Source organism: Actinomadura monticuli (genome assembly GCF_041463655.1).
In the GTDB taxonomy this organism is placed as follows: domain Bacteria; phylum Actinomycetota; class Actinomycetes; order Streptosporangiales; family Streptosporangiaceae; genus Spirillospora; species Spirillospora monticuli.
Window position 1 is genome coordinate 1 of sequence record NZ_JAXCEI010000025.1, and the last position, 18,398, is coordinate 18,398.

The window sequence follows — 18,398 nt, forward strand, 5'->3', positions numbered from 1 at the left end:
AAGGCCAAGACCCACCGGTCATCCCCCAGCCCACACCCGTCCAACTCCATCTCCTGGACCTGCTGGACATCGACCCGCGACAACTCCGCTGACGATCACTCATGTGCGGAAAACGGGGCTAGCCGCAATGCCGGGTAGTTAGGCCTGTGGGTTGGTTGTCCAGGGGTTTGGTGGATGTTGGAGACGTGAGGACGGAGATCCAGTAGAACGGGTGATCTTCTACCATCGTCCGTCTGACCTACTGGATCTCCGTTGGGTGTTGAGTCTGCCAGGTCTGTTGTGGCCTGTGCCATTGGTTCGGTTCACCGTTGCGCGGCCGGGGTGTTCGCGCCGGGGCATCTGGGGGAGCTGACCCAGATCGTGCCGTTCGAGATGGTTGATGAGGTGCTGGCCGGGACGCGCTCGGTGCAGCGGCGGGTGAGGCGGTTGCCGTCGCGGGTGGTGGTGTATCTGCTGCTGGCGGCGGGGTTGTTCGAGGGGCAGGGGTTCGGGCAGGTGTGGGCGCGGCTGGTGTCGGGACTGGACGGGCCGGGGTGGGTGCCGTCGTCGTCGGTGCTGGCCCAGGCCCGCCGCCGGGTGGGGGTCGCGCCGCTGCGGGCGTTGTTCGCCCTGCTGGCCGGTCCGCCCGCGGGGGCGGTGCGCTGGCGGGGTCTGCTGGTGTGCGCGATGGACGGCACCACGATGAGCGTCCCCGACACCCCGGCCAATCTGGCGGCCTACGGTCATCAGACCGGCAGTCATGGCGGGTCGGGCTATCCCCTGGTCCGGATGGTCGCGGTGGTGGCCTGCGGCACCCGCACCCTGATGGGGGCGGCGTTCGGGCCCTTCAGGACGGGTGAGACGACCTACGCGCCCGAGTTGTTGGGCTGCCTGAGGGCGGGGATGCTGCTGCTGGCCGACCGCAACTTCGCCGTCAAGGCCCTGGTGACGGCGATCGCCGGTCCGCAGGGCACCGGCGCGGACCTGCTGATCCGCTGCAAGAGCACCCGGCCGCTGCCCCGTCTTGAGAACCTGGCTGACCGGTCGTGGCGTTCGGTGCTGGGCGGGGTGCCGATCCGGGTGATCGACGCCCAGATCACTGCCGCCCTGTCCGGCGGCGGGCACCGCACCGGCCACTACCGGCTGATCACCACCCTGCTCGATCCCCGCCGCCACCCCGCTGCGGAGATCGTGAAGCTCTACCACCGGCGGTGGGAGATCGAGACGGCCTACCTGGAGTTGAAGTCCACCACGCTGGGCGGCCGTGTCCTGCGTTCTCGCACCCCGCAGGGCGTCGACCAGGAGATCTATGCCCTGCTGACCGTCTACCAGGCGCTGCGGCTGGCGATGGCCGACGCCACCACCAGCGGCGGCCTCCCCGCCGACCGGGCCGGCTTCACCATCGCCCTGCTCGCCGCCCGCGACCAGGTCGTCCACGCCGCCGGCATCATCGCCGGCACCACCATCGACCTGGTCGGACGAATCGGCCGAGCGGTCCTGGACAGCCCGCTGCCCGAACGCCGTGACCGCAGCCGCCCCCGCATCGTCAAACGAGCGATCTCCAAACACCGGGCCAAAGGCCAGGTCGACCGCACCAACCACCAGGCGACCCTCACCATCGACGTCCTCACCGAACCCGAGTTGACAACCGCCCAAGCCCCTTAACTTCCTGGCATTGCGGCTAGCCGTTCTGTCCCGTGAGGCCGGGGACGCGGCCGGCGGGTGGCCGGCCGCCGCCCGCAGCCCGGCCGCCGTGCGGGGCGGGCGGGCGCAGGAGGAGGGCGCCGACCGCCAGCAGGGCGAGCACCACGACCCCGTCCAGCCAGTAGTGGTTGGCGGTCCCGACCACGACCGCGATCGTCACGGCCGGGTGCAGGACCCACAGCCAGCGCCACCGCGTCCGGGACGTGGCGACGAGGCCGAGCGCGATGACGGCCGCCCAGCCGATGTGCAGGGACGGCATGGCCGCGTACTGGTTGGCGATCGTGTCGGTCTGCGGCGGCCCGTACACGGCCGGGCCGAACAGCGCCGCGGTGTCGATGAGCCCGGTCGCGGGCAGCATCCGCGGCGGCGCCAGCGGGACGAGCAGATGCAGCACGAGTGCGGCGCCGGTCAGCGCGACCATGACCCGGCGGACCCACCGGTAGTGGGCGGGCCGCCGCAGGTAGATCCAGAGCAGGAAGGCGACCGCCGCCGGGAAGTGCACGTACGCGTAGTAGCAGTTGGCCGCGCCCACCAGCAGGTCGCTGTGCAGCAGCCCCTGCTGGACGCCCGTCTCGCTCGGCAGGTCGAGGAGCCGTTCCAGGCGCCACACGCGGTGGGCGTTGTCGAACGCCTCCGCGACCCGCCCGCCGGCCAGCAGCCGGCCGAGCTTGTAGACAGTGAACAGCGCGATGATCAGCAGCAGCTCGCGGACGGCCCGGGGCCGCCCGCCGTGCCGCCCGCCGCCGGCGGCGTCCCGCCGTCCCGGCCGGTGCGGGAGCCGGCGCGGGCGGGCCCGCGCGCCGTCCGGCCGGGACGGTCGGTCGAGAAGGCTCACATGCTGTCCTTCGGTCTGGGGCCGGGCGGGGTCCGGTCCGGTCGGGGGACGGTCCGGGCCGTCAGGTCCGGGCGGGGGCGGGTTCCCGCCGGGCGGCGGTGCCCTCGGCGTCGCCGAGCAGATGCCGAAGCCTCTCACCTTCCACGTCCACGTTGGGAACGGCGCGCGCCGGCGGGCCCGGCGGCCACCACGCGGCGCGGCCGGACAGGGCCGTGACCGCGGGGACGATCGTCATCCGGACCGCGAGGCGCCGAAGGCGGCCTCGGCCGCCGGCGCGACCCCGTCCAGGCTAGACCGAACTTGCCCAAGCAGCAAAATTTCAGGGGCTGCCAATTCGCGTGATGTGCATCTCACCGCCCCGCCGGGCGGGGGCGCTCCTAGAAGACGGGGAGTCCCGCGTAGTTCTCCGCCAGGGACGTCTTGGCCGCCTCCGACGAGGCCACGTAGTCCAGGTGGGAGCGCTGGAGCCGCCGCTCGAACTCGGTCGCGGCCGGGTCGACGTGCAGCAGCGCCGTCATCCAGTACGAGAAGTGCTCCGCCCGCCACACCCTCCGCAGGCACATGTCGGAGTACCCGTCGAGCAGCGTCCGCGACCCCGAGGCGTACCGCTCGGTCAGCGCCCGCGCCAGGACGATCACGTCCGACACCGCCAGGTTGAGGCCCTTCGCGCCGGTCGGCGGGACGATGTGCCCCGCGTCCCCGGCGAGGAACAGCCGGTCGTGCCGCAGCGGCTCGGCCACGAAGCTGCGCATCGGCGTGATGGACCTGTCGGTGATCGGACCCTCGTGCAGCTTCCAGCCGTCGTCGGTGGCGAACCGCGCCGCCAGCTCGTCCCAGATCCGGGCGTCGGACCACGCGGCGAGGTCCTCGTCCGGCGAGACCTGCAGGTACAGCCGGCTGACGTGCGGCGAGCGCAGGCTGTGCAGCGCGAAACCGCGGTCGTGGTGGGCGTAGATCAGCTCCTCGGTGGACGGCGGGACGTCGGCGAGGATGCCGAGCCACGCGAACGGGTACTCGCGCGAGAACGTCCGCAGGCCGGGCACCGCCGGGCGGCTCACCCCGTGGAACCCGTCGCAGCCCGCGATGTAGTCGCAGTCGAGGGTGCGCGTCCCGGCGCCGTCGCGGAAGGTGACGCTCGGCGCGGACGCGTCCAGGCCCACTACCTCGGTCTCGAAGCGGACGTCGCCGCCGTCGGCCAGCCGCTTGGCGACCAGGTCCTTGACGATCTCGGTCTGCGCGTAGACCGTGACCGTCCGGCCCGTCAGGTCGGTCAGCGGCACACGGTGCCCCGCCCCGCCGAAGCGCAGCTCCAGCCCGTGGTGGACCAGGCCCTCCCGGTCGAGGCGCTCGCCGGCGCCGCTCTCGCGCAGCACGTCGGTCGTGCCCTGCTCCAGCATCCCGGCCCGCTGCCGGTGCTCCACATAGTCGCGGTCCCGGCTCTCCAGGACCACCGAGTCGATCCCCTGCACGTGCAGCAGATGCGACAGCAGCAGTCCCGCGGGGCCCCCGCCGATGATCGCGACCTGGGTACGCATCGAGCCTCCTCCACATCGGTTACGCGGCGATGCTGGCGCGCATCGCCGCAGGTTCAGGCACCGGCCTTCCGCTCACCGGAAAAGAGGTCGGGATCGCCGCGCCAGTGCGCCGCCACGTCCCGGGACAGGGCCCGCACCGCCGTCGTGAGCGGCGGCAGCAGCCGCCGCAGGTCGGCGGCGCGGGTGCCCGCCACCAGCGACATGGCCGCGACCACGGCGCCCTCGCCGTCCCGCACCGGGGCGCCGACGGACGCGGCGCCGAGCGTCATCTCGTCCCGGGTGAGCGCGTAGCCGGAGCGGCGGACCTGCTCCAGGTTGCGGCGCAGCCTGGCCGGGTCGGTGATGGACCGCGCCGCGTGCCGGGCCAGGTCGCCGGACAGGACCTTCTCCCGCACCTCCGGCGGCGCGTACGCCAGCAGCACCTTGCCCACGCCGGTGGTGTGCAGCGGCAGCATCGCGCCGACCTGCGTCACGACCGGCACCGACCGGGTGCCGCGCAGCCGCTCGACGATCAGCACGCGGTCCTCGCGGAGGACGCCGAGCTGGACGTTGTCGTGGGTGGCCTCGTACAGGTCCTCCATGTGCGGGAGGGCCAGCTCGCGCAGCCCGGTCACGGCGGGGGCCTGGCTGCCGATGCGCCACAGCCGGGTGCCGATGCGGTACGTCCCGTCCGGGACCCGCTCCAGGAACCCGCCGCCGACCAGCTCGCCGACGAGCCGGTGGCCGGTCGCCAGGGGCAGCCCGGAGCGGCGGCAGATCTCGCTGAGGTTCAGGCGGACGCCGCCCTGCGCGAAGGCGTTCAGGATGGCCATCACCTTGCCCGCCACGCTCACCGGCCGCGCGCGTTCCGCCATCTCACTCCACCCCGGTCACTCCGGCCGGTCGCTCCAGCTCGCCGAGTACCCGCTGGGCGACGGCGAAGGCCGAGTTCGCGGCGGGCACTCCACAATAGATCGCCGTCTGCAGGAGCACCTCTTTTATCTCCTCGTGCGTCAGCCCGTTGCGGACGGCGGCGCGCACGTGCATCGCCAGCTCGTCCAGGTGCCCGCCGGCGACCATGGCGGTGAGCGTGATGCAGCTGCGGGTCCTGCGGTCCAGGCCGGGCCGGCTCCAGATCTCGCCCCAGGCGTACCGGGTGATCATGTCCTGGAAGTCGGCGGTGAAGTCGTCCTTGCGGGCCTCGGCGCGGTCGACGTGCGCGTCGCCGAGCACCTCGCGGCGCGTCCGCATGCCCTGCGCGTGCCGCTCCGCATCGCTCATGGGCCCCTTCACGGGCCCGCTGTCCGTGGGCCGGTCGGCCGGGCGTTCCCCGCTCATCGGTCGTGTCCCCTCCAGGTGCGGTCGAGGTGCGCGGTGATCTCCCGGGTGACCGCGTCCGGGCGCTCGGCGTTCGCCAGGTGCCCGGCGCCCTCGACGACGGCCAGCCGGGCGTCCGGGATGCCGGCGGCGAGCCGGTCGGCGTGCCCGCGCGGCGGCGTCGGGACGTCCCGCTCCCCGGCGATGACCAGGGTCGGCGCGGAGATCCCGCCGAGCCGTGCGGTGGCGTCGAACCCGGCCAGGGCGTCGCAGCAGGCCGCGTAGCCCTCGGGGTCGGTGGCGCGGAGCATCGCCACGTACGCCTCCGCGTCCTCGAACGCGGGGGTGAACCAGCGGCCGGCCGCCGAGCCGGCCACCGGGCCGACGCCCTCGCGGCGGACGAGCGCGGCCCGGTCCCGCCAGGCCGCGGGGTCGCCGAAGCGCGGGGACGTGCAGACGAGGACCAGGCTGGCGACGCGGTGCGGGGCCGCCAGCGCGAGCGCGGTGCCGACCGCGCCGCCGAGCGACACGCCGGCGTAGGCGGCGCGTTCGACGCCGAGGCCGTCCAGCAGGTCGGTGATGCCGCCGGCGAGCTCCTCGACGGTGAGCGGGCCGTCCGGCGCGGGGGCGCCGCCGTGGCCGGGCAGGTCGTAGCGCAGGACGCGCCAGGAGCGGGCCAGCGCGGGCAGCTGCGGCAGCCACAGGTCCATGGACGTGCCGAGGGACGGGCCGAGGACGACGACCGGCGCGTCCTCGGGGCCGTCCAGCCGGTGCCGCGGCTTCCAGGGGCGGTGCGGCGCGGTCATCCGCGGCTCCTCCGGTAGGCGTCGAGGGCCTGGCCGACGAGGGCGGCGGCGGCGCCGGGCCCGGGGTCGCCGCCGAGCACGTCCAGCAGGCCGTCGAGGTCGGCGCGCATCCGCCCGGTGGACACCTCCAGGCCGTCCAGCAGGTCGGCGGCCGTCTCGGCGGCGCCGCCGGTGAGGCGCAGGCATTCGCGGAGCGGCTGCCACTCGGCGTGCCACTCCCCCGCCGGGCGCTCGTGCGGCGCGGCCTGCGCGGCGAGGATCACCTGGACCTGGGCCGGGACCTGCAGCGCGGCGGAGCGGATCAGGGTGGACAGCGCCGGGTTGCGCTTGTGCGGCATCGACGACGAGCCGCCGCGGCCGGCGCCCGCCGCCTCGGCGACCTCGCCGACCTCGCTCTGCGACAGCAGCCACACGTCGGTGGCGATCTTGCCGAGGGCGCCGGCGGTCACCGCCAGCGCCGCCGCCAGCCCGGCGACGGGCGTGCGGCGGGTGTGCCACGGCAGGACGGGCCGCGCCAGCCCGGTCTCCTCGGCGTAGGCGGCGACGAGGTCGAGGGCGCGGTCGCCGAAGGCGTCGAGGGTCCCGGCGGGGCCGCCGAGCTGGACGGGCAGCGGCACGGAGGCGAGCCCCTCGCGGGCCTCCAGGCAGCCCATCAGCCAGTTCGCGGCCTTCGCGCCGAACGTCGTCGGCAGCGCCTGCCGGCCGAGCGTACGCGCCGCCATCGGGGTGTCGCGGTACCGCGCCGCGAGCCCGGCCAGCGCGTCCAGCGCCCGGTCGAGGCAGGCGAGCACGGCGCGCCTGGTCCGGGCGGCGACGAGCATGGCGCCGGTGTCGGCGATGTCCTGGCTGGTGGCGCCCCTGTGGACGTGCGGTCCGGCCGCGCCGGCGAGCTCGCGCAGGTCGGCGACCAGCGGCACCACCGGGTTGCCGGACCCGCGGGCCCGGCGGGCGATCGCGGCGACGTCGAACCGGTCCACGTCGGCGGCGGCCGTGATCGCCTCGGCCGCCTCCGCCGGGATGATCCCCAGGCGGGCCTGCGCGCGGGCGAGCGCCGCCTCGGCGTCCAGCATCGCGGCCAGGTAGGCGAGGTCGCTCGTGGCGGCCTCGGCCCGCGTGCCCGCCCGGACGGGCGACAGCAGCCCCGCGTCCGGTGGCGGCCCGTGCTCGTCAGAAGGCAAGGAAGACCGTCTCTCCTTCCCCTTGCAGCCTGATGTCGAAACGGTACCGGCGCTCGCCCTCGCGGTCGGCGATCAGGGTCGCGCGGCGCTCGTCCGGGACGATGCCGAGCAGCGGGTCGGCGGCGTGCGCGGCCTCGTCCTCGGGGAAGTACAACCGGGTGCAGACGGGCTTGAGCAGGCCGCGCGCGAAGACCAGGACGGCGATGTAGGGGGCGCCGTCGCCGGCCGCGCCGGGCTTGACGGTGCTGAACCGGTAGCCGCCGTCGGCGTCGGTGCCGCACCGGCCGAACCCCGAGAAGTCGTGCCCGGCCCGGACCCGGGCGCCGGGGCGGCGCGCGATCTCGCCGTCGGCGTCGGGCTGCCAGATCTCCAGCAGGGCGTCCGGCACCGGCTCGCCCGCGCCGTCCAGGACCCGGCCGCGCACCTGGATCGCGTCCGGCCGCCAGGGCGGCACGACCTCGGGGCCGTCCGGGTAGGGCAGCGCGAAGCCGAAGAACGGGCCGACCGTCTGGGACGGCGTGGCGGATGCGGGGGTGCCCATCAGGTCTCCATCGGGGTGTCGCCGAGGACGATGTCCCAGGTGAAGCCGAGCGCCCACTCCGGCGTGGTGAGGTCCATGTCGAACCGGGAGATCAGCTTCTCGCGGTCCCGCTCGTCCGGGATCGACTGGAAGATCGGGTCGAAGGCGAACAGCGGGTCGTCGGGGAAGTACATCTGCGTGACGAGCCGCTGCGTGAACGCGGTGCCGAACACCGAGAAGTGGATGTGCGCGGGCCGCCAGGCGTTGTGGTGGTTGCCCCACGGGTAGGCGCCGGGCTTGATCGTGACGAACCGGTAGCGGCCGTCGCCGTCGGTGAGGCAGCGCCCGGCGCCGGTGAAGTTGGGGTCGAGCGGCGCCGGGTGGATGTCGCCGAGGTGGTCGTACCGGCCGGCCGCGTTGGCCTGCCAGATCTCCACCAGCGCGCCGCGCACCGGGCGGCCGGCGCCGTCGAGGACCCGGCCGGTCACGGTGATCCGCTGGCCGAGCGGCTCCCCGGAGTGCTGGACGGTGAGGTCCTCGTCCAGCCGGCCGAGCTCCTGGTGGCCGAAGACGGGCGAGGTCAGCTCGACGCTGTCCGGGCCGAGCTTCGGCATGATCAGGTCCTGCGACGGGGCGCGGAGCACGGTGCTCTTGTAGCCCGGGTACAGGTACGGGGGATGCGTCATGCCCTCTTTCCCTCCTTCGTGCGGCGCCCGCGCCCCGATGGGCCGTACCTCTCCCATTCCCACGTGGCGGGCACCGTCCCACCACCCTGGCAGCCCATGCCGGGAGCACTGGAGGCGGGTTTCCGTCCAGTGGAAGAGCGGGCGGCCGGTCAGAGGTGTTCGGCCAGCCCGAACAGGGGGAACAGGGTCGTGTCGAAGAACGCCGAGACATGCGCGACGCCGTCGCCGGTGACGCTCAGCACCTGCAACTGGTACGCGCTGTGCACGCCCTCCTCGTCGCGCTTGTAGAGCCCGAACGCGGGCTGCGCGTTGGCGGCCGCCGGGACCATCCGGATGTCGCCCGGACCGGGTGCGCACTGGGCGGCGATGAGCCGCATGACGACGTCGGCGCCGACGAACCATTCGGGGAACGGCGGCATCTCCCAGACGACGTCCTTCTTGAACAGCTCGATGAGGCCGGCGATGTCGGCGTCCTCGAACGCCTTGGCGTACCGCTCCAGCAGCTCGCGCTGGGCGGGGTCGGTGGGCTCGACGAGCTCGTCCCGGAGCGGCGCGTCCTGCTCCAGCTGGGCCCGCGCCCGCTGCAGCGCGCTGTTGACCGCCGCCGTCGAGGTGTCGAGCAGCTCCGCGACCTCGGCGGCCCGCCACTTCAGGACGTCCCGCAGGATCAGCACCACCCGCTGCTTGGCGGGCAGGTGCTGCAGCGCCGCGATGAACGCCAGCCGGGTGCTCTCCCGGGCCGCGACGATCGTGGCGGGGTCGGCGGCGTCGGCGCCGGCGACGGTGTCGGGGGCCGGCTCCAGCCACGGCACCTCCGGGGAGGCCACCACGGGCCGCTCCGGCTCGTCGCCGGGCGCGCCCAGCCCCGACGGCATCGGCCGCCGGCCGCGCTGGTCGATCGCGGTGAGGCACACGTTGGTGGCGATCCGGTACAGCCACGTCCGCAGCGACGAGCGCCCCTCGAAGTCGCCGTACGAGCGCCACGCCCGCAGGAAGGTCTCCTGCACCAGGTCCTCGGCGTCGTGGATGGAACCGAGCATCCGGTAGCAGTGCGCCAGCAGCTCCCGCCGGTACGGATCGGCGAGCTCCTGGAAGTCGCGGTCTGATTCGATGGTGCTGTTCGCCATGGTGGTGGTCACCTCTGCTCGGCGGCATCGCCCCGTCGGCATGGCCGGCGGGCCCCGTCGCCCCCGACCGTAGGAGACCCCACCGACAGAACGCGTGCACTCCGGATCCTACGCGGCGCCGCTACCCCCCGTCCGCCCCGTCCTCCCCGTTCCCGCCGGTCCCGCCGCCCTGCCGGTGAGGTTCGATCATGGTGATGCCGGGGCCGGGCGGTCCGGTGAGGGCGGCCGGGGCGTCGTCGAGGGTCAGGACGCGGCCGACGAGCACGTCGGGGCGCAGGGCGCCGGCCCGGACCAGCTCCATCATCGGGCCGTAGGCGTGCGCGGCCATCCCGTGGCTGCCGGCGATCTCCAGTTCCCACGCGATGACCCGGTCCATCGGAAGGTCGGCGCGTCCCGCGCCGGGCGGGAGGAGGCCGACCTGGACGTGCCGGCCGCGGCGGCGCAGCGACTCGATCGAGGCGCGGGCGGTCGCCGGGCTGCCGAGGGCGTCCAGGGAGACGTGGGCCCCGCCGCCGGAGGCGTCGCGGACGGCCTCGGCGACGTCGTCGTGTGCTGACGCGTCGACGACCGCGGACGCGCCGCAGCGGCGGGCCAGTTCCAGGGCCTGCGGCGAGACGTCGACCGCGACGACGCGGGCGCCGGCCGCCGCGGCGATCATCACGGCGGACAGGCCGACGCCGCCGCAGCCGTGCACGGCGACCCACCGGCCGGCGGTGGCGCCGCCCTGCGCGGTGACGGCGCGGAAGGCGGTGGCGAACCGGCAGCCGAGCCCGGCGGCGGTCGTATAGGACATCTCGTCCGGAAGGCCGACCAGGTTGACGTCGGCGTTCTCGACCGCGACGTAGTGGGCGAACGAGCCCCAGTGCGTGAAGCCCGGCTGGGTCTGGGACTCGCACACCTGCTGGTCGCCGGCGGCGCAGGACGGGCAGCGGCCGCAGGCGCAGACGAACGGGACGGTCACCCGGTCGCCGGGGCGGTGGCGGGCGACGCCGGCGCCCGTCTCCTCGACCGTGCCGGCCAGCTCGTGGCCGGGGACGTGCGGGAAGGCCCGGATGTCGGGGTCGTGGCCCTGCCAGCCGTGCCAGTCGCTGCGGCAGACGCCGGTCGCCTCGACCCTGATCACCGCGCCGCCCCCGGGGACCCGCGGGTCCGGCAGGTCGCGGACGGACGGCGGCGCCGCGAAGGCGTCGTAGGCGACGGCCCGCACTAGAACTCGAAGCCGCCGGGCCGGCCGTTGCGGTCGGCGATCAGGCCCGCGAGGGTGGCGATGGCGATCTCCGCCGGGGACTTGGAGCCGATGTTCAGTCCGATCGGGCGGTGCACCCGGGCGATGTCGCCGGCGGGGACGCCGAGTTCGGTGAGCGCCGGGATGTGCGGGGCGGGGTGCCGGGGGTTGCCCATGACGCCGACCCACCGCACGGGCTGCGTCAGCACGTCGCGCAGCACCGGCCCGAGTTCGGGGCGGTGGTGGTCGGTGACGACGACGTCGGCGGTGCCGTCGAGGGGCGGCAGGTCGGTGGCGCCCTCACGGTCCTTGTCGGGGTCGACGAGGAACGTCCGGTAGCCGAGGTCGGCGCCGTAGCGCAGCAGGTGGTCGGCGACCGCGCCCCCGAACACCGCCACCAGGGTCCGCTCCGGCGCGGCGGGCGGAGCGTCGCCGTGCGCGACGGCGCAGGACGGGTCGGTCTCGTGCGGTGTGCCCATACCCGCAGTCTGCCGCGCCCGGCGGCGGCGGGTCCAGCGGCCACGCCTTTCATGGGAAACCGGTGTTTCCGTAATGTGGAACTCCCGCTGCCGGGAGGGTATGCCTAAACTGCTGGCACCCGGCCCACTGCCGACACCCGGCGCACAGGAGGGACTGTGATCGCGAGACCGGAGGGCGGCCCCCGCGTGGTGGTGGGGGTGGACGACTCCGCGGGCGCCCGCTGCGCCCTCTCCTGGGCGATCGGCGCGGCGCGGCTGCGCCGGCTGCCGCTGCTCGTCGCGCACGCGGCGCCGCTGCCGCCGCACGTGTCGGCGGCCGGGCAGCTCGGCTGCGGCATCACCGAGGCCCTGCGCGGCTCCGGCGCCGAGCTGATCGCGCGGCTGCTCGCCGAGGTGTCCGGCGGTCCGCCCGACGGGGTGGAGATGACCGCGCTCGCGCTGGTCGGCGAGCCCGGCGCCACGCTGGTGCGGCTGGCGGGCGACGACGACATCCTGGTGGTCGGGCACGGGACGCGCGGCCCGTTCTCCCGGCTGCTGCGGCCGTCGGTGCGGCTGCACTGCGCCCGGCGGGCCCGCGCGACGCTGGTGTGCGTCCGGCAGCCCTCGTTCGAGACGCTGCTTGCGGGCCTGACCGAGCGGGACGACTCGCCCGAGCACGTCCCCGGTTCACGCTTCCGCAGGCTGGGGCGGCGGCTGCGGCTCCCGCTCTGACCGTCCGCCTAGGCTGGCCGCATGCGCAAGTACGTCATCATCGGTGCCATCGGCAGCGGCAAGGGCACGCAGTCCGGACTGCTCGCGCGGGACCTGGACATCGTCCACATCAGCGTCGGGGACATCTTCCGCTGGCACGTCAAGAACCACACGAAGCTGGGCGCGCAGGTGCGGCGGATCATGGCGGCCGGTGAGCTGGTCGGCGACGACCTGGCGGAGAACGTCGTCCGGGAGCGCCTCGACCAGCACGACTGGAACTACGGTTTCATCGTCGACGGGTTCCCGCGCAGCCGGCGGCAGACCGAGTTCTTCCTGGAGAGCTACGACATCGACGGCGTGATCCATCTCGACCTGCCGGACGCGGAGGTCCGCCGCCGGGTGCTGGGCCGGCGGCTCTGCTCGCGGTGCGGCATGGACTACAACCTCATCGCGGACCGCCCCACGGAGGAGGGCCGCTGCGACGTGTGCGGCGGCGAGCTGGTGACCCGGGAGGACGACACGGAGGAGGCGCTCGCCGAGCGGCTGCGCGACTACCACGAGAAGACCGACCCGATCCTGGAGCTGTTCGCCCGCAAGGAGTACGTGGTCACCGTGGACGCGCGGCCGGGCATCGACGAGGTGCAGCGCACGCTGCGCGAGAGGCTCCGGCTGCCGATGCCGCGATGACGTCGCCGGTGGTGGAGCTGTCCGACGACCGGGCGGCGCGGCGGGGACTGCGGCTGTTCCTGAAGCGGGACGACCTGATCCACCCGGAGATCCCCGGCAACAAGTGGCGCAAGCTCAAGCACAACCTCGGGCCGGCCCGCGCGCACGGGACGGTCCTGACGTTCGGCGGCGCCTACTCCAACCACATCCGCGCCGCGGCCGCGGCCGGGCGGATCTTCGGTTTCGCGACGATCGGGGTGATCCGGGGCGAGGAGCATCTCCCGCTGAACGACTCCCTGGCGTACGCCGAGCGGATGGGCATGCGCCTCACCTACCTGGACCGCGCCTCCTACCGGCGCAAGCACGACCCGGACGTCGTGGACGCCCTGCGCGAGCGGTTCGGCGACTTCTACCTGCTGCCGGAGGGCGGCAGCAACGCCCTGGCCGTCGAGGGCTGCGCGGAGCTCGGCGCGGAGGTGCCGGGCTTCGACGTGGTCTGCTGCCCGTGCGGGACGGGCGGGACGCTCGCCGGCCTGGCGGCGGGCCTGGCCCCGCGCCAGCGGGCCCTCGGCTTCTCCGTGCTGAAGGGCGGCTTCCTGAGCGGCGAGGTCGAGCGGCTCCAGCGCGAGACCTACGGCGGACGCAGGGGGAACTGGCGCGTCGAGGACGGCTTCCACTTCGGCGGCTACGCCCGGAGGACCCCGGAGCTGGACGCGTTCACCGACGATTTCGCCGAGCGGCACGGGATCGTCCTCGACCGGGTCTACACGGCGAAGATGATGTTCGGCGTCCTCGCGCTGGCCGGGCGCGGCGCGTTCCCGGAGGGCGCGCGGATCCTGGCCGTCGTCACCGGCTGACCGGACGGCCCCGCGGCGCGGGCGGGGCCGTCCGGCCGCGCGTCACGCCGGGGGCAGGTCGACCAGGGCCGCCAGGGCGGCGCGGTGGTGGCCGGGCGTGCCGAGCGCGATGGAGTCGGCCTTGGCGCGCTTCAGGTAGAGGTGCGCCGGGTGCTCCCAGGTGAACCCGATGCCGCCGTGCATCTGCACGCACTCCTCGGCGGCCTTGAGCGCGACCGCCGAGCAGTGCGCCTGCGCGACGGCGACCGCGATCGGCGTGTCGCCGTCGCCGGCGGCCGCGCAGGACGCCGCGTGGCGGGCGACCGCGCGGGCCTGGGTGACCGACGTCCACAGGTCGGCGAGCCGGTGCTTGAGGCCCTGGTAGGAGCCGACCGGGCGGCCGAACTGGTAGCGCGTCTTCACGTAGGCGACGGTGTCGTCCAGGCAGCGTTCGGCGAGCCCGAGCTGCTCGGACGCCAGCATCGCCGCGCCGGTCAGCAGGGCGGCCCGGACGGCGCCGTCCCCCTCGGCGACGCGCCGGGCGGGCGCGCCGGACAAGGCGATGTCGGCGAGCCGGCGGGTCATGTCGAGCGAGGTCACGGGGGTGCGGCGGGCCTCGGCGGCGTCCACCGCGTAGAGGCCCCCGGCGGCCGGGACGAGGAGGACGTCGGCGGCCATGCCGTCGGCGACGCTGGCGACCTCGCCGCTGAGCGTCCCGTCCGCGGCCCGCACGGCGGCGGTCGCCCCGTCCGCCCCGGCGCTGAACGGCCCGGTGCTGAAGGGGACGGCCAGGACGGCGATCCCGTCCCCCGCGGCCAGCCGGGCGAGCAGGTCGCGCTCCCCGGCGGCCAGCAGCGCGGCCGTCGCGATCACCGCGCTGGTCAGGAAGGGGACGGGCGCGGCGGACCGGCCCAGCTCCTCCATGACCACGGCGGTCTCCCGCCAGGTGGCGCCGGCGCCGCCGAGGTCCTCGGGGACGGGCAGCCCCGCGCAGCCCAGCTGGACGGCGACGGCGCGCCACAGCTCCGCGTCGTAGGGCTCGTCCTTCTCGGTCCCGGCGAGGACGGACGTCCAGGGCGCCTTGTCGTCGAGCAGCTCGCGGACGCCGGCGCGCAGGTCGGTCTCGATCTCGGAGTAGAGCAGGTCACTCACTTGGGCAGGTCCTTCCACGCCACGTCCTTGTCGACGCGGATCTCACCGGGCAGGCCGAGGACGCGCTCGGCGATGATGTTGCGCAGGATCTCCGAGGTGCCGCCCTCGATGGAGTTGCCCTTGGCGCGCAGGTAGCGGTAGCCGGGCGAGCGGCGGGTGAAGTCGACCTCGGCGGGGCGGCGCATCGTCCAGTCGTCGTAGCGCAGGCCGTCCTCGCCGAGCAGTTCCAGCTCCAGGCCGGAGACCTCCTGGTTGAGCTTGGCGAAGGCGAGCTTGGCGCCCGACCCCTCGGGGCCGGGCTGCCCGGCGGTGAGCTGCTGGCGCAGCCGCGCCCCGGTCAGCCGGGCGGCCTCGGTCTCCACCCACGCCCGCAGGACGGCGTCGTGCAGGCCGGGGGTGCGCAGCTCGGGCCGGTCGCGCCACAGCGCGGCGACGACGCCGATCATGCCGCTCTCGCGCGGCGCGGCGCTGCCGCCGATCGCGACCCGCTCGTTCATGAGCGTCGTGGTGGAGACCTGCCAGCCCTGCCCGACCTCGCCGAGCCGGTGCTCGTCGGGGATCCGCACGTCGGTGAGGAACACCTCGTTGAACTCGGCCTCGCCGGTGATCTGCCGCAGCGGCCGGACCTCGACGCCGGGCGCGGTCATGTCGCACACGAAGTAGGTCATTCCGCGGTGCTTGGGGACGTCCGGGTCGGTGCGGGTGACGAGGATCGCCCAGCGCGCCTCGTGCGCCATGGACGTCCAGACCTTCTGGCCGTTGACCGTCCAGGCGTCGCCGTCGCGGACGGCGCGGGTGGCGAGCGCGGCGAGGTCGGAGCCGGCGCCGGGCTCGCTGAACAGCTGGCACCACACCTCCTCGCCGGTCCACAGCGGGCGCAGGAAGCGGCGCTTCTGCTCCTCGGTGCCGAACGCGAGGATCGTCGGCGCGGCCATGCCGAGGCCGATGCCGTTGCGCTCGGGGTGGTTGGTCGGCGCGCCGGCCTCGGCGAACGCCCGGTCGACGGCGGGCTGCAGGTGCCGGGGGGCGCCGAGCCCGCCGAGCCCCTCGGGGTAGTGGACCCAGGCGAGGCCGGCGTCGAACCGGGCGCGCAGGAAGTCCAGCGGCTCCAGGGCCGAGGGGTCGTGTGCGGCGAGGAACTCGCCGACCCGCCTGCTCAGCTCGTCGGCGTCGGGCGGTGCTGTGCTCACAGGGCGAACCTCCGCGCGGGGCGGCGGGTGGCGGCCGCGCCACCCGCGAACGGACATACCAACCGGTCGGTATGATCCGTCCAGCCTAGGAACCGCCGGGACGGCGAGTCAACCGGACGCGCCCCGGCCCGCCCCCCGGCTCACTCCCCGCGCCCCCGGCTCACTCCCCGCGCAGCGCCCGGGCCAGGCCGGGGTGGTCGTGGTAGTCGCGCGTCTCCACGATCAGGCCGTCCCGGACCCGCAGGACCTGGAGGTTGGCGACGCGGAACGTGCGCCCGGTCGCGGTGACGCGGCCGTCGTAGTCGAACTCGGCGACGATCACCTCCGGATCGGCCGTGTCGTGCACCACCGCGTTCCAGGCCCGGAGTTCGAGCGGCCCGGCCGCGGGAGCCGTCACGCCATCGCCTCGTCGAACGCGCGGTGGTGGGCGTAGTCGCGGGACTCCACGATGTGCCCGTTGCGGACGCGCATGACGAAGACGTTGGGCACGACGAACTCGCGCCCGGTCTCGGTGTTGCGCCCCTCGTACTCGAACTCCGCGATGATCACCTCCGGGTCGGCGGTCTGGTGGACGACGACGTTGCGCGCCTTGATCTCCATGGGCAGGGTCTCCAGCCGCGCGAAGTGCGCGCGGAGCGCCTCGCGGCCCTCCAGGCGGGAGGCGGGGTGGGCGAACGGGTGCACGACCACCGCGTCCTGCGCGTACAGCCGCGGCAGCTCCTCGGGCCGCAGCGCGGTGATCCCCTCGATCAGCCGCTGGAAGACGGCCCGGGGGCTGGCGAACTCGGACATCTCTCTCCCCTACAATCGGAGTTCGTGCTCCGCATGAGAAAATACGGAGCAAAGACTCCACTTGTCAACGGAAGGCCGCGATGACATCACCCGCGTCCGGCAGGCCGCTGCGCGCCGATGCCCTGCGCAACCGCGCCAAGGTCCTCGCCGCGGCCGAGGAGGTCTTCGCCGTCCAGGGCACCTCCGCCTCCACCGAGGAGGTCGCGCGCAAGGCGGGCGTCGGCATCGGCACGGTGTTCCGGCACTTCCCGACCAAGGAGTCGCTGCTGGAGGCCGTCCTGGTCGCGCTGCTGGAGCGGCTGGCCGGCGAGGCGGAGGAGCTGCGCTCGGCCGCCGACCCGGGCGAGGCGTTCTTCGGGTTCTTCTCCCGGGTGGTCTCCCGGGCGGCGACCAAGCAGGCCGTCACCGAGGCGCTGGCCGAGGCCGGCGTCGACGCGCGCGCGGCCACGGGACGCGCCGGTCCCGGCCTCAGGGCCGCTCTCGGCGCCCTCCTCGAACGGGCGCAGGAGGCGGGGGCCGTCCGCGCGGACGTCGGAGCGGCCGAGGTCATGGCGCTGCTGGCCGGCATGTCCTACGCGGCCGGACGCGCCGGAGCCCGCGAGGACGTCCTGCGCATCGCCTTCGACGGCCTGCGCCCATGCCCGGACCGGGCCGCCGCGCGCGGATAGTGCGCCCGGTCCCCCCGCCGGGCCCGTAGCGCCCGCCGGCTACGGCATCGCGGGCTCGGCAGGGAGATCGTCGCCGCGGGACCCGGCCAGGTGGGCGCGTTCGGCGGCGAGAGGGCGGCAAGGGGAAACCCGCGACCTTACCCGCCTGTGCGGGGCCCGGCGGCGGTTCGCCTTGCCCGGCCGGGCGGGGGTGTGTGACGTTGTGCGGCATGGTGACTCTGACGGGACGGTCCGCGTTGGTCACGGGAGCCTCGTCCGGCATCGGCGCCGTGGTCGCGGAGGCGCTCGCCGCCGCCGGGGCCCGCGTCGGGCTGGTCGCGCGCCGCAAGGACAGGCTCGAACAGGTCCTCGCCCGGTGCCGCGAGCACTCCCCCGACTCGGCGATGTGGACGGCCGACCTCGCCGACCTCGACGGGATCGGCGAGCTGGCGGCGGCCGTGGAGCGCGCGTTCGGCGGCGTGGACGTGCTGGTCAACAACGCCGGGATGCCGAAGCGCCGCCGCGTGCAGGACCTGACCGCCGAAGAGGCCGACGACGTGATGCGGCTGAACTACGCCTCCCCGGTGCGGCTCACGCTGGCGCTGCTGCCCGGCATGATCGAGCGCGGGTCCGGGCACCTGGTCGCGGTGGGGTCGGTCGCGGCGCGGCTCGGGCCGCCGCACGAGGGCGCCTACGGCGCGTCCAAGGCCGCGCTGACCGCGTTCTGGGAGAGCATGGCGGTCGACCTGGACGGCACGGGCGTGCAGGCCCACGTGATCCAGCCCGCGCTCATCGCCGGCACGGAGCTGTTCACGCTGCCCGGCAACGAGCCGCCGCTGAGCGACGTCTCCGACGCGCTGCCGCCTCAGGAGGTCGCCGGCGCGGTCCTCGCCGTCCTGGAGAGCGGGAAGTTCGAGGAGTACGTGCCGGGCTGGTTCACCGAGATGGCGTCCGGCAAGGCCGCCGACGTCGACGCGTTCGTCGACGGCGTCAAGGAGTGGACCCGCGACCAGCTCGCGCCCCCGACGGCTTGAGCGCGGGCGTTGCCAGCCGCC

Annotated in this window: 22 protein-coding genes; 6 read left to right on the forward strand and 16 right to left on the reverse strand. The window is 74.7% G+C overall.

The window, feature by feature from the left end:
• Positions 1-321: 321 nt before the first annotated feature.
• Positions 322-1,644: an IS4 family transposase gene (locus tag SM611_RS34870; RefSeq protein WP_371954617.1), complete on the forward strand. Its 1,323-nt coding sequence runs from the start codon at positions 322-324 to the stop codon at positions 1,642-1,644.
• Positions 1,645-1,660: 16 nt separating this feature from the next.
• Here SM611_RS34870 and SM611_RS34875 read toward each other — a convergent pair whose 3' ends face one another.
• The 12 genes from SM611_RS34875 to SM611_RS34930 form a co-directional block, all read right to left on the reverse strand.
• Positions 1,661-2,518 carry a phosphatase PAP2 family protein gene (locus SM611_RS34875; protein WP_371954618.1) on the reverse strand — a complete coding sequence of 286 codons (858 nt, stop codon included), beginning with the start codon at positions 2,516-2,518 and terminating at the stop codon, positions 1,661-1,663.
• A 61-nt stretch (positions 2,519-2,579) separates the two neighbouring features.
• Positions 2,580-2,753, reverse strand: coding sequence for a hypothetical protein (locus SM611_RS34880; protein WP_371954619.1), 174 nt, complete (start codon positions 2,751-2,753; stop codon positions 2,580-2,582).
• A gap of 142 nt (positions 2,754-2,895) precedes the next feature.
• Positions 2,896-4,053, reverse strand: coding sequence for a 4-hydroxybenzoate 3-monooxygenase (locus SM611_RS34885; protein ID WP_371954620.1), 1,158 nt, complete (start codon positions 4,051-4,053; stop codon positions 2,896-2,898).
• 53 nt (positions 4,054-4,106) lie between these two features.
• Positions 4,107-4,907: an IclR family transcriptional regulator gene (locus SM611_RS34890; RefSeq protein WP_371954621.1), complete on the reverse strand. Its 801-nt coding sequence runs from the start codon at positions 4,905-4,907 to the stop codon at positions 4,107-4,109.
• A 1-nt stretch (position 4,908) separates the two neighbouring features.
• Positions 4,909-5,313: a 4-carboxymuconolactone decarboxylase gene (pcaC, locus tag SM611_RS34895; RefSeq protein WP_371954623.1), complete on the reverse strand. Its 405-nt coding sequence runs from the start codon at positions 5,311-5,313 to the stop codon at positions 4,909-4,911.
• 53 nt (positions 5,314-5,366) lie between these two features.
• Entirely contained in the window at positions 5,367-6,155 is a 789-nt protein-coding gene (pcaD, locus tag SM611_RS34900; RefSeq protein ID WP_371954624.1) for a 3-oxoadipate enol-lactonase, read from the reverse strand.
• Complete coding sequence (pcaB, locus tag SM611_RS34905; protein ID WP_371954625.1) at positions 6,152-7,333, reverse strand: 3-carboxy-cis,cis-muconate cycloisomerase; 1,182 nt, start codon at positions 7,331-7,333, stop codon at positions 6,152-6,154. The genes pcaD and pcaB overlap by 4 nt, the downstream gene beginning before the upstream one ends.
• Positions 7,323-7,874 carry a protocatechuate 3,4-dioxygenase subunit alpha gene (gene pcaG / locus SM611_RS34910; RefSeq protein ID WP_371954626.1) on the reverse strand — a complete coding sequence of 184 codons (552 nt, stop codon included), beginning with the start codon at positions 7,872-7,874 and terminating at the stop codon, positions 7,323-7,325. Before pcaG ends, pcaB begins: the two co-directional genes overlap by 11 nt.
• Complete coding sequence (pcaH, locus tag SM611_RS34915) at positions 7,874-8,539, reverse strand: protocatechuate 3,4-dioxygenase subunit beta (protein ID WP_371954627.1); 666 nt, start codon at positions 8,537-8,539, stop codon at positions 7,874-7,876. The genes pcaG and pcaH overlap by 1 nt, the downstream gene beginning before the upstream one ends.
• A gap of 149 nt (positions 8,540-8,688) precedes the next feature.
• Positions 8,689-9,666, reverse strand: coding sequence for a sigma-70 family RNA polymerase sigma factor (locus SM611_RS34920; RefSeq protein WP_371954628.1), 978 nt, complete (start codon positions 9,664-9,666; stop codon positions 8,689-8,691).
• 121 nt (positions 9,667-9,787) lie between these two features.
• The gene (locus SM611_RS34925; protein WP_371954629.1) at positions 9,788-10,873 is read right to left on the reverse strand and encodes a zinc-dependent alcohol dehydrogenase family protein; all 1,086 of its coding nucleotides are present in this window, start codon (positions 10,871-10,873) and stop codon (positions 9,788-9,790) included.
• Positions 10,873-11,370: an XdhC family protein gene (locus SM611_RS34930; RefSeq protein ID WP_371954630.1), complete on the reverse strand. Its 498-nt coding sequence runs from the start codon at positions 11,368-11,370 to the stop codon at positions 10,873-10,875. The genes SM611_RS34925 and SM611_RS34930 overlap by 1 nt, the downstream gene beginning before the upstream one ends.
• A 156-nt stretch (positions 11,371-11,526) precedes the next feature.
• Here SM611_RS34930 and SM611_RS34935 point away from each other — a divergent pair, with 156 nt between their 5' ends.
• The 3 genes from SM611_RS34935 to SM611_RS34945 are packed head-to-tail and all read left to right on the forward strand — an operon-like array spanning position 11,527 to position 13,583.
• The gene (locus SM611_RS34935) at positions 11,527-12,081 is read left to right on the forward strand and encodes a universal stress protein (RefSeq protein ID WP_371954631.1); all 555 of its coding nucleotides are present in this window, start codon (positions 11,527-11,529) and stop codon (positions 12,079-12,081) included.
• 21 nt (positions 12,082-12,102) lie between these two features.
• A complete protein-coding gene (locus SM611_RS34940) occupies positions 12,103-12,747 on the forward strand; it encodes an adenylate kinase family protein (RefSeq protein ID WP_371954632.1) in 645 nt (214 codons plus the stop codon).
• Complete coding sequence (locus SM611_RS34945; RefSeq protein ID WP_371954633.1) at positions 12,744-13,583, forward strand: 1-aminocyclopropane-1-carboxylate deaminase/D-cysteine desulfhydrase; 840 nt, start codon at positions 12,744-12,746, stop codon at positions 13,581-13,583. Before SM611_RS34940 ends, SM611_RS34945 begins: the two co-directional genes overlap by 4 nt.
• Positions 13,584-13,625: 42 nt before the next feature.
• Here the strand turns inward: SM611_RS34945 and SM611_RS34950 are convergent, their stop codons facing one another.
• The 4 genes from SM611_RS34950 to SM611_RS34965 form a co-directional block, all read right to left on the reverse strand.
• Positions 13,626-14,714, reverse strand: a complete 1,089-nt coding sequence (locus SM611_RS34950; RefSeq protein ID WP_371954634.1) for an acyl-CoA dehydrogenase family protein — start codon at positions 14,712-14,714, stop codon at positions 13,626-13,628.
• The gene (locus tag SM611_RS34955) at positions 14,711-15,904 is read right to left on the reverse strand and encodes an acyl-CoA dehydrogenase family protein (protein WP_371954635.1); all 1,194 of its coding nucleotides are present in this window, start codon (positions 15,902-15,904) and stop codon (positions 14,711-14,713) included. Before SM611_RS34955 ends, SM611_RS34950 begins: the two co-directional genes overlap by 4 nt.
• Positions 15,905-16,064: 160 nt before the next feature.
• A complete protein-coding gene (locus SM611_RS34960; protein WP_371954636.1) occupies positions 16,065-16,301 on the reverse strand; it encodes a nuclear transport factor 2 family protein in 237 nt (78 codons plus the stop codon).
• On the reverse strand, positions 16,298-16,696 hold the full coding sequence (locus SM611_RS34965) for a nuclear transport factor 2 family protein (protein WP_371954637.1): 399 nt from the start codon (positions 16,694-16,696) through the stop codon (positions 16,298-16,300). The genes SM611_RS34960 and SM611_RS34965 overlap by 4 nt, the downstream gene beginning before the upstream one ends.
• Before the next feature lie 80 nt (positions 16,697-16,776).
• On the opposite strand from SM611_RS34965, the gene SM611_RS34970 reads away from it, so the two are divergent.
• Together SM611_RS34970 and SM611_RS34975 are read left to right on the forward strand one after the other, a co-directional pair.
• Positions 16,777-17,364 (forward strand): TetR/AcrR family transcriptional regulator, encoded by a 588-nt coding sequence (locus SM611_RS34970; protein WP_371954639.1) that lies wholly within the window; start codon positions 16,777-16,779, stop codon positions 17,362-17,364.
• A 209-nt stretch (positions 17,365-17,573) separates the two neighbouring features.
• Complete coding sequence (locus SM611_RS34975) at positions 17,574-18,377, forward strand: SDR family NAD(P)-dependent oxidoreductase (RefSeq protein WP_371954641.1); 804 nt, start codon at positions 17,574-17,576, stop codon at positions 18,375-18,377.
• Positions 18,378-18,398 lie beyond the last annotated feature (21 nt).

What these genes read in the sequence shown, in the direction of transcription:
- SM611_RS34880 (WP_371954619.1), bottom strand. Translation starts at nt 2,753, where the DNA reads ATGACGATCGTCCCCGCGGTCACGGCCCTGTCCGGCCGCGCCGCGTGG.
- SM611_RS34970 (WP_371954639.1), top strand. Translation starts at nt 16,777, where the DNA reads ATGACATCACCCGCGTCCGGCAGGCCGCTGCGCGCCGATGCCCTGCGC.
- SM611_RS34975 (WP_371954641.1), top strand. Translation starts at nt 17,574, where the DNA reads ATGGTGACTCTGACGGGACGGTCCGCGTTGGTCACGGGAGCCTCGTCC.
- pcaH (WP_371954627.1), bottom strand. Translation starts at nt 8,539, where the DNA reads ATGACGCATCCCCCGTACCTGTACCCGGGCTACAAGAGCACCGTGCTC.
- SM611_RS34930 (WP_371954630.1), bottom strand. Translation starts at nt 11,370, where the DNA reads ATGGGCACACCGCACGAGACCGACCCGTCCTGCGCCGTCGCGCACGGC.
- SM611_RS34885 (WP_371954620.1), bottom strand. Translation starts at nt 4,053, where the DNA reads ATGCGTACCCAGGTCGCGATCATCGGCGGGGGCCCCGCGGGACTGCTG.
- pcaC (WP_371954623.1), bottom strand. Translation starts at nt 5,313, where the DNA reads ATGAGCGATGCGGAGCGGCACGCGCAGGGCATGCGGACGCGCCGCGAG.
- SM611_RS34890 (WP_371954621.1), bottom strand. Translation starts at nt 4,907, where the DNA reads ATGGCGGAACGCGCGCGGCCGGTGAGCGTGGCGGGCAAGGTGATGGCC.
- SM611_RS34920 (WP_371954628.1), bottom strand. Translation starts at nt 9,666, where the DNA reads ATGGCGAACAGCACCATCGAATCAGACCGCGACTTCCAGGAGCTCGCC.
- pcaD (WP_371954624.1), bottom strand. Translation starts at nt 6,155, where the DNA reads ATGACCGCGCCGCACCGCCCCTGGAAGCCGCGGCACCGGCTGGACGGC.
- SM611_RS34965 (WP_371954637.1), bottom strand. Translation starts at nt 16,696, where the DNA reads ATGTCCGAGTTCGCCAGCCCCCGGGCCGTCTTCCAGCGGCTGATCGAG.
- SM611_RS34940 (WP_371954632.1), top strand. Translation starts at nt 12,103, where the DNA reads ATGCGCAAGTACGTCATCATCGGTGCCATCGGCAGCGGCAAGGGCACG.
- SM611_RS34945 (WP_371954633.1), top strand. Translation starts at nt 12,744, where the DNA reads ATGACGTCGCCGGTGGTGGAGCTGTCCGACGACCGGGCGGCGCGGCGG.
- pcaG (WP_371954626.1), bottom strand. Translation starts at nt 7,874, where the DNA reads ATGGGCACCCCCGCATCCGCCACGCCGTCCCAGACGGTCGGCCCGTTC.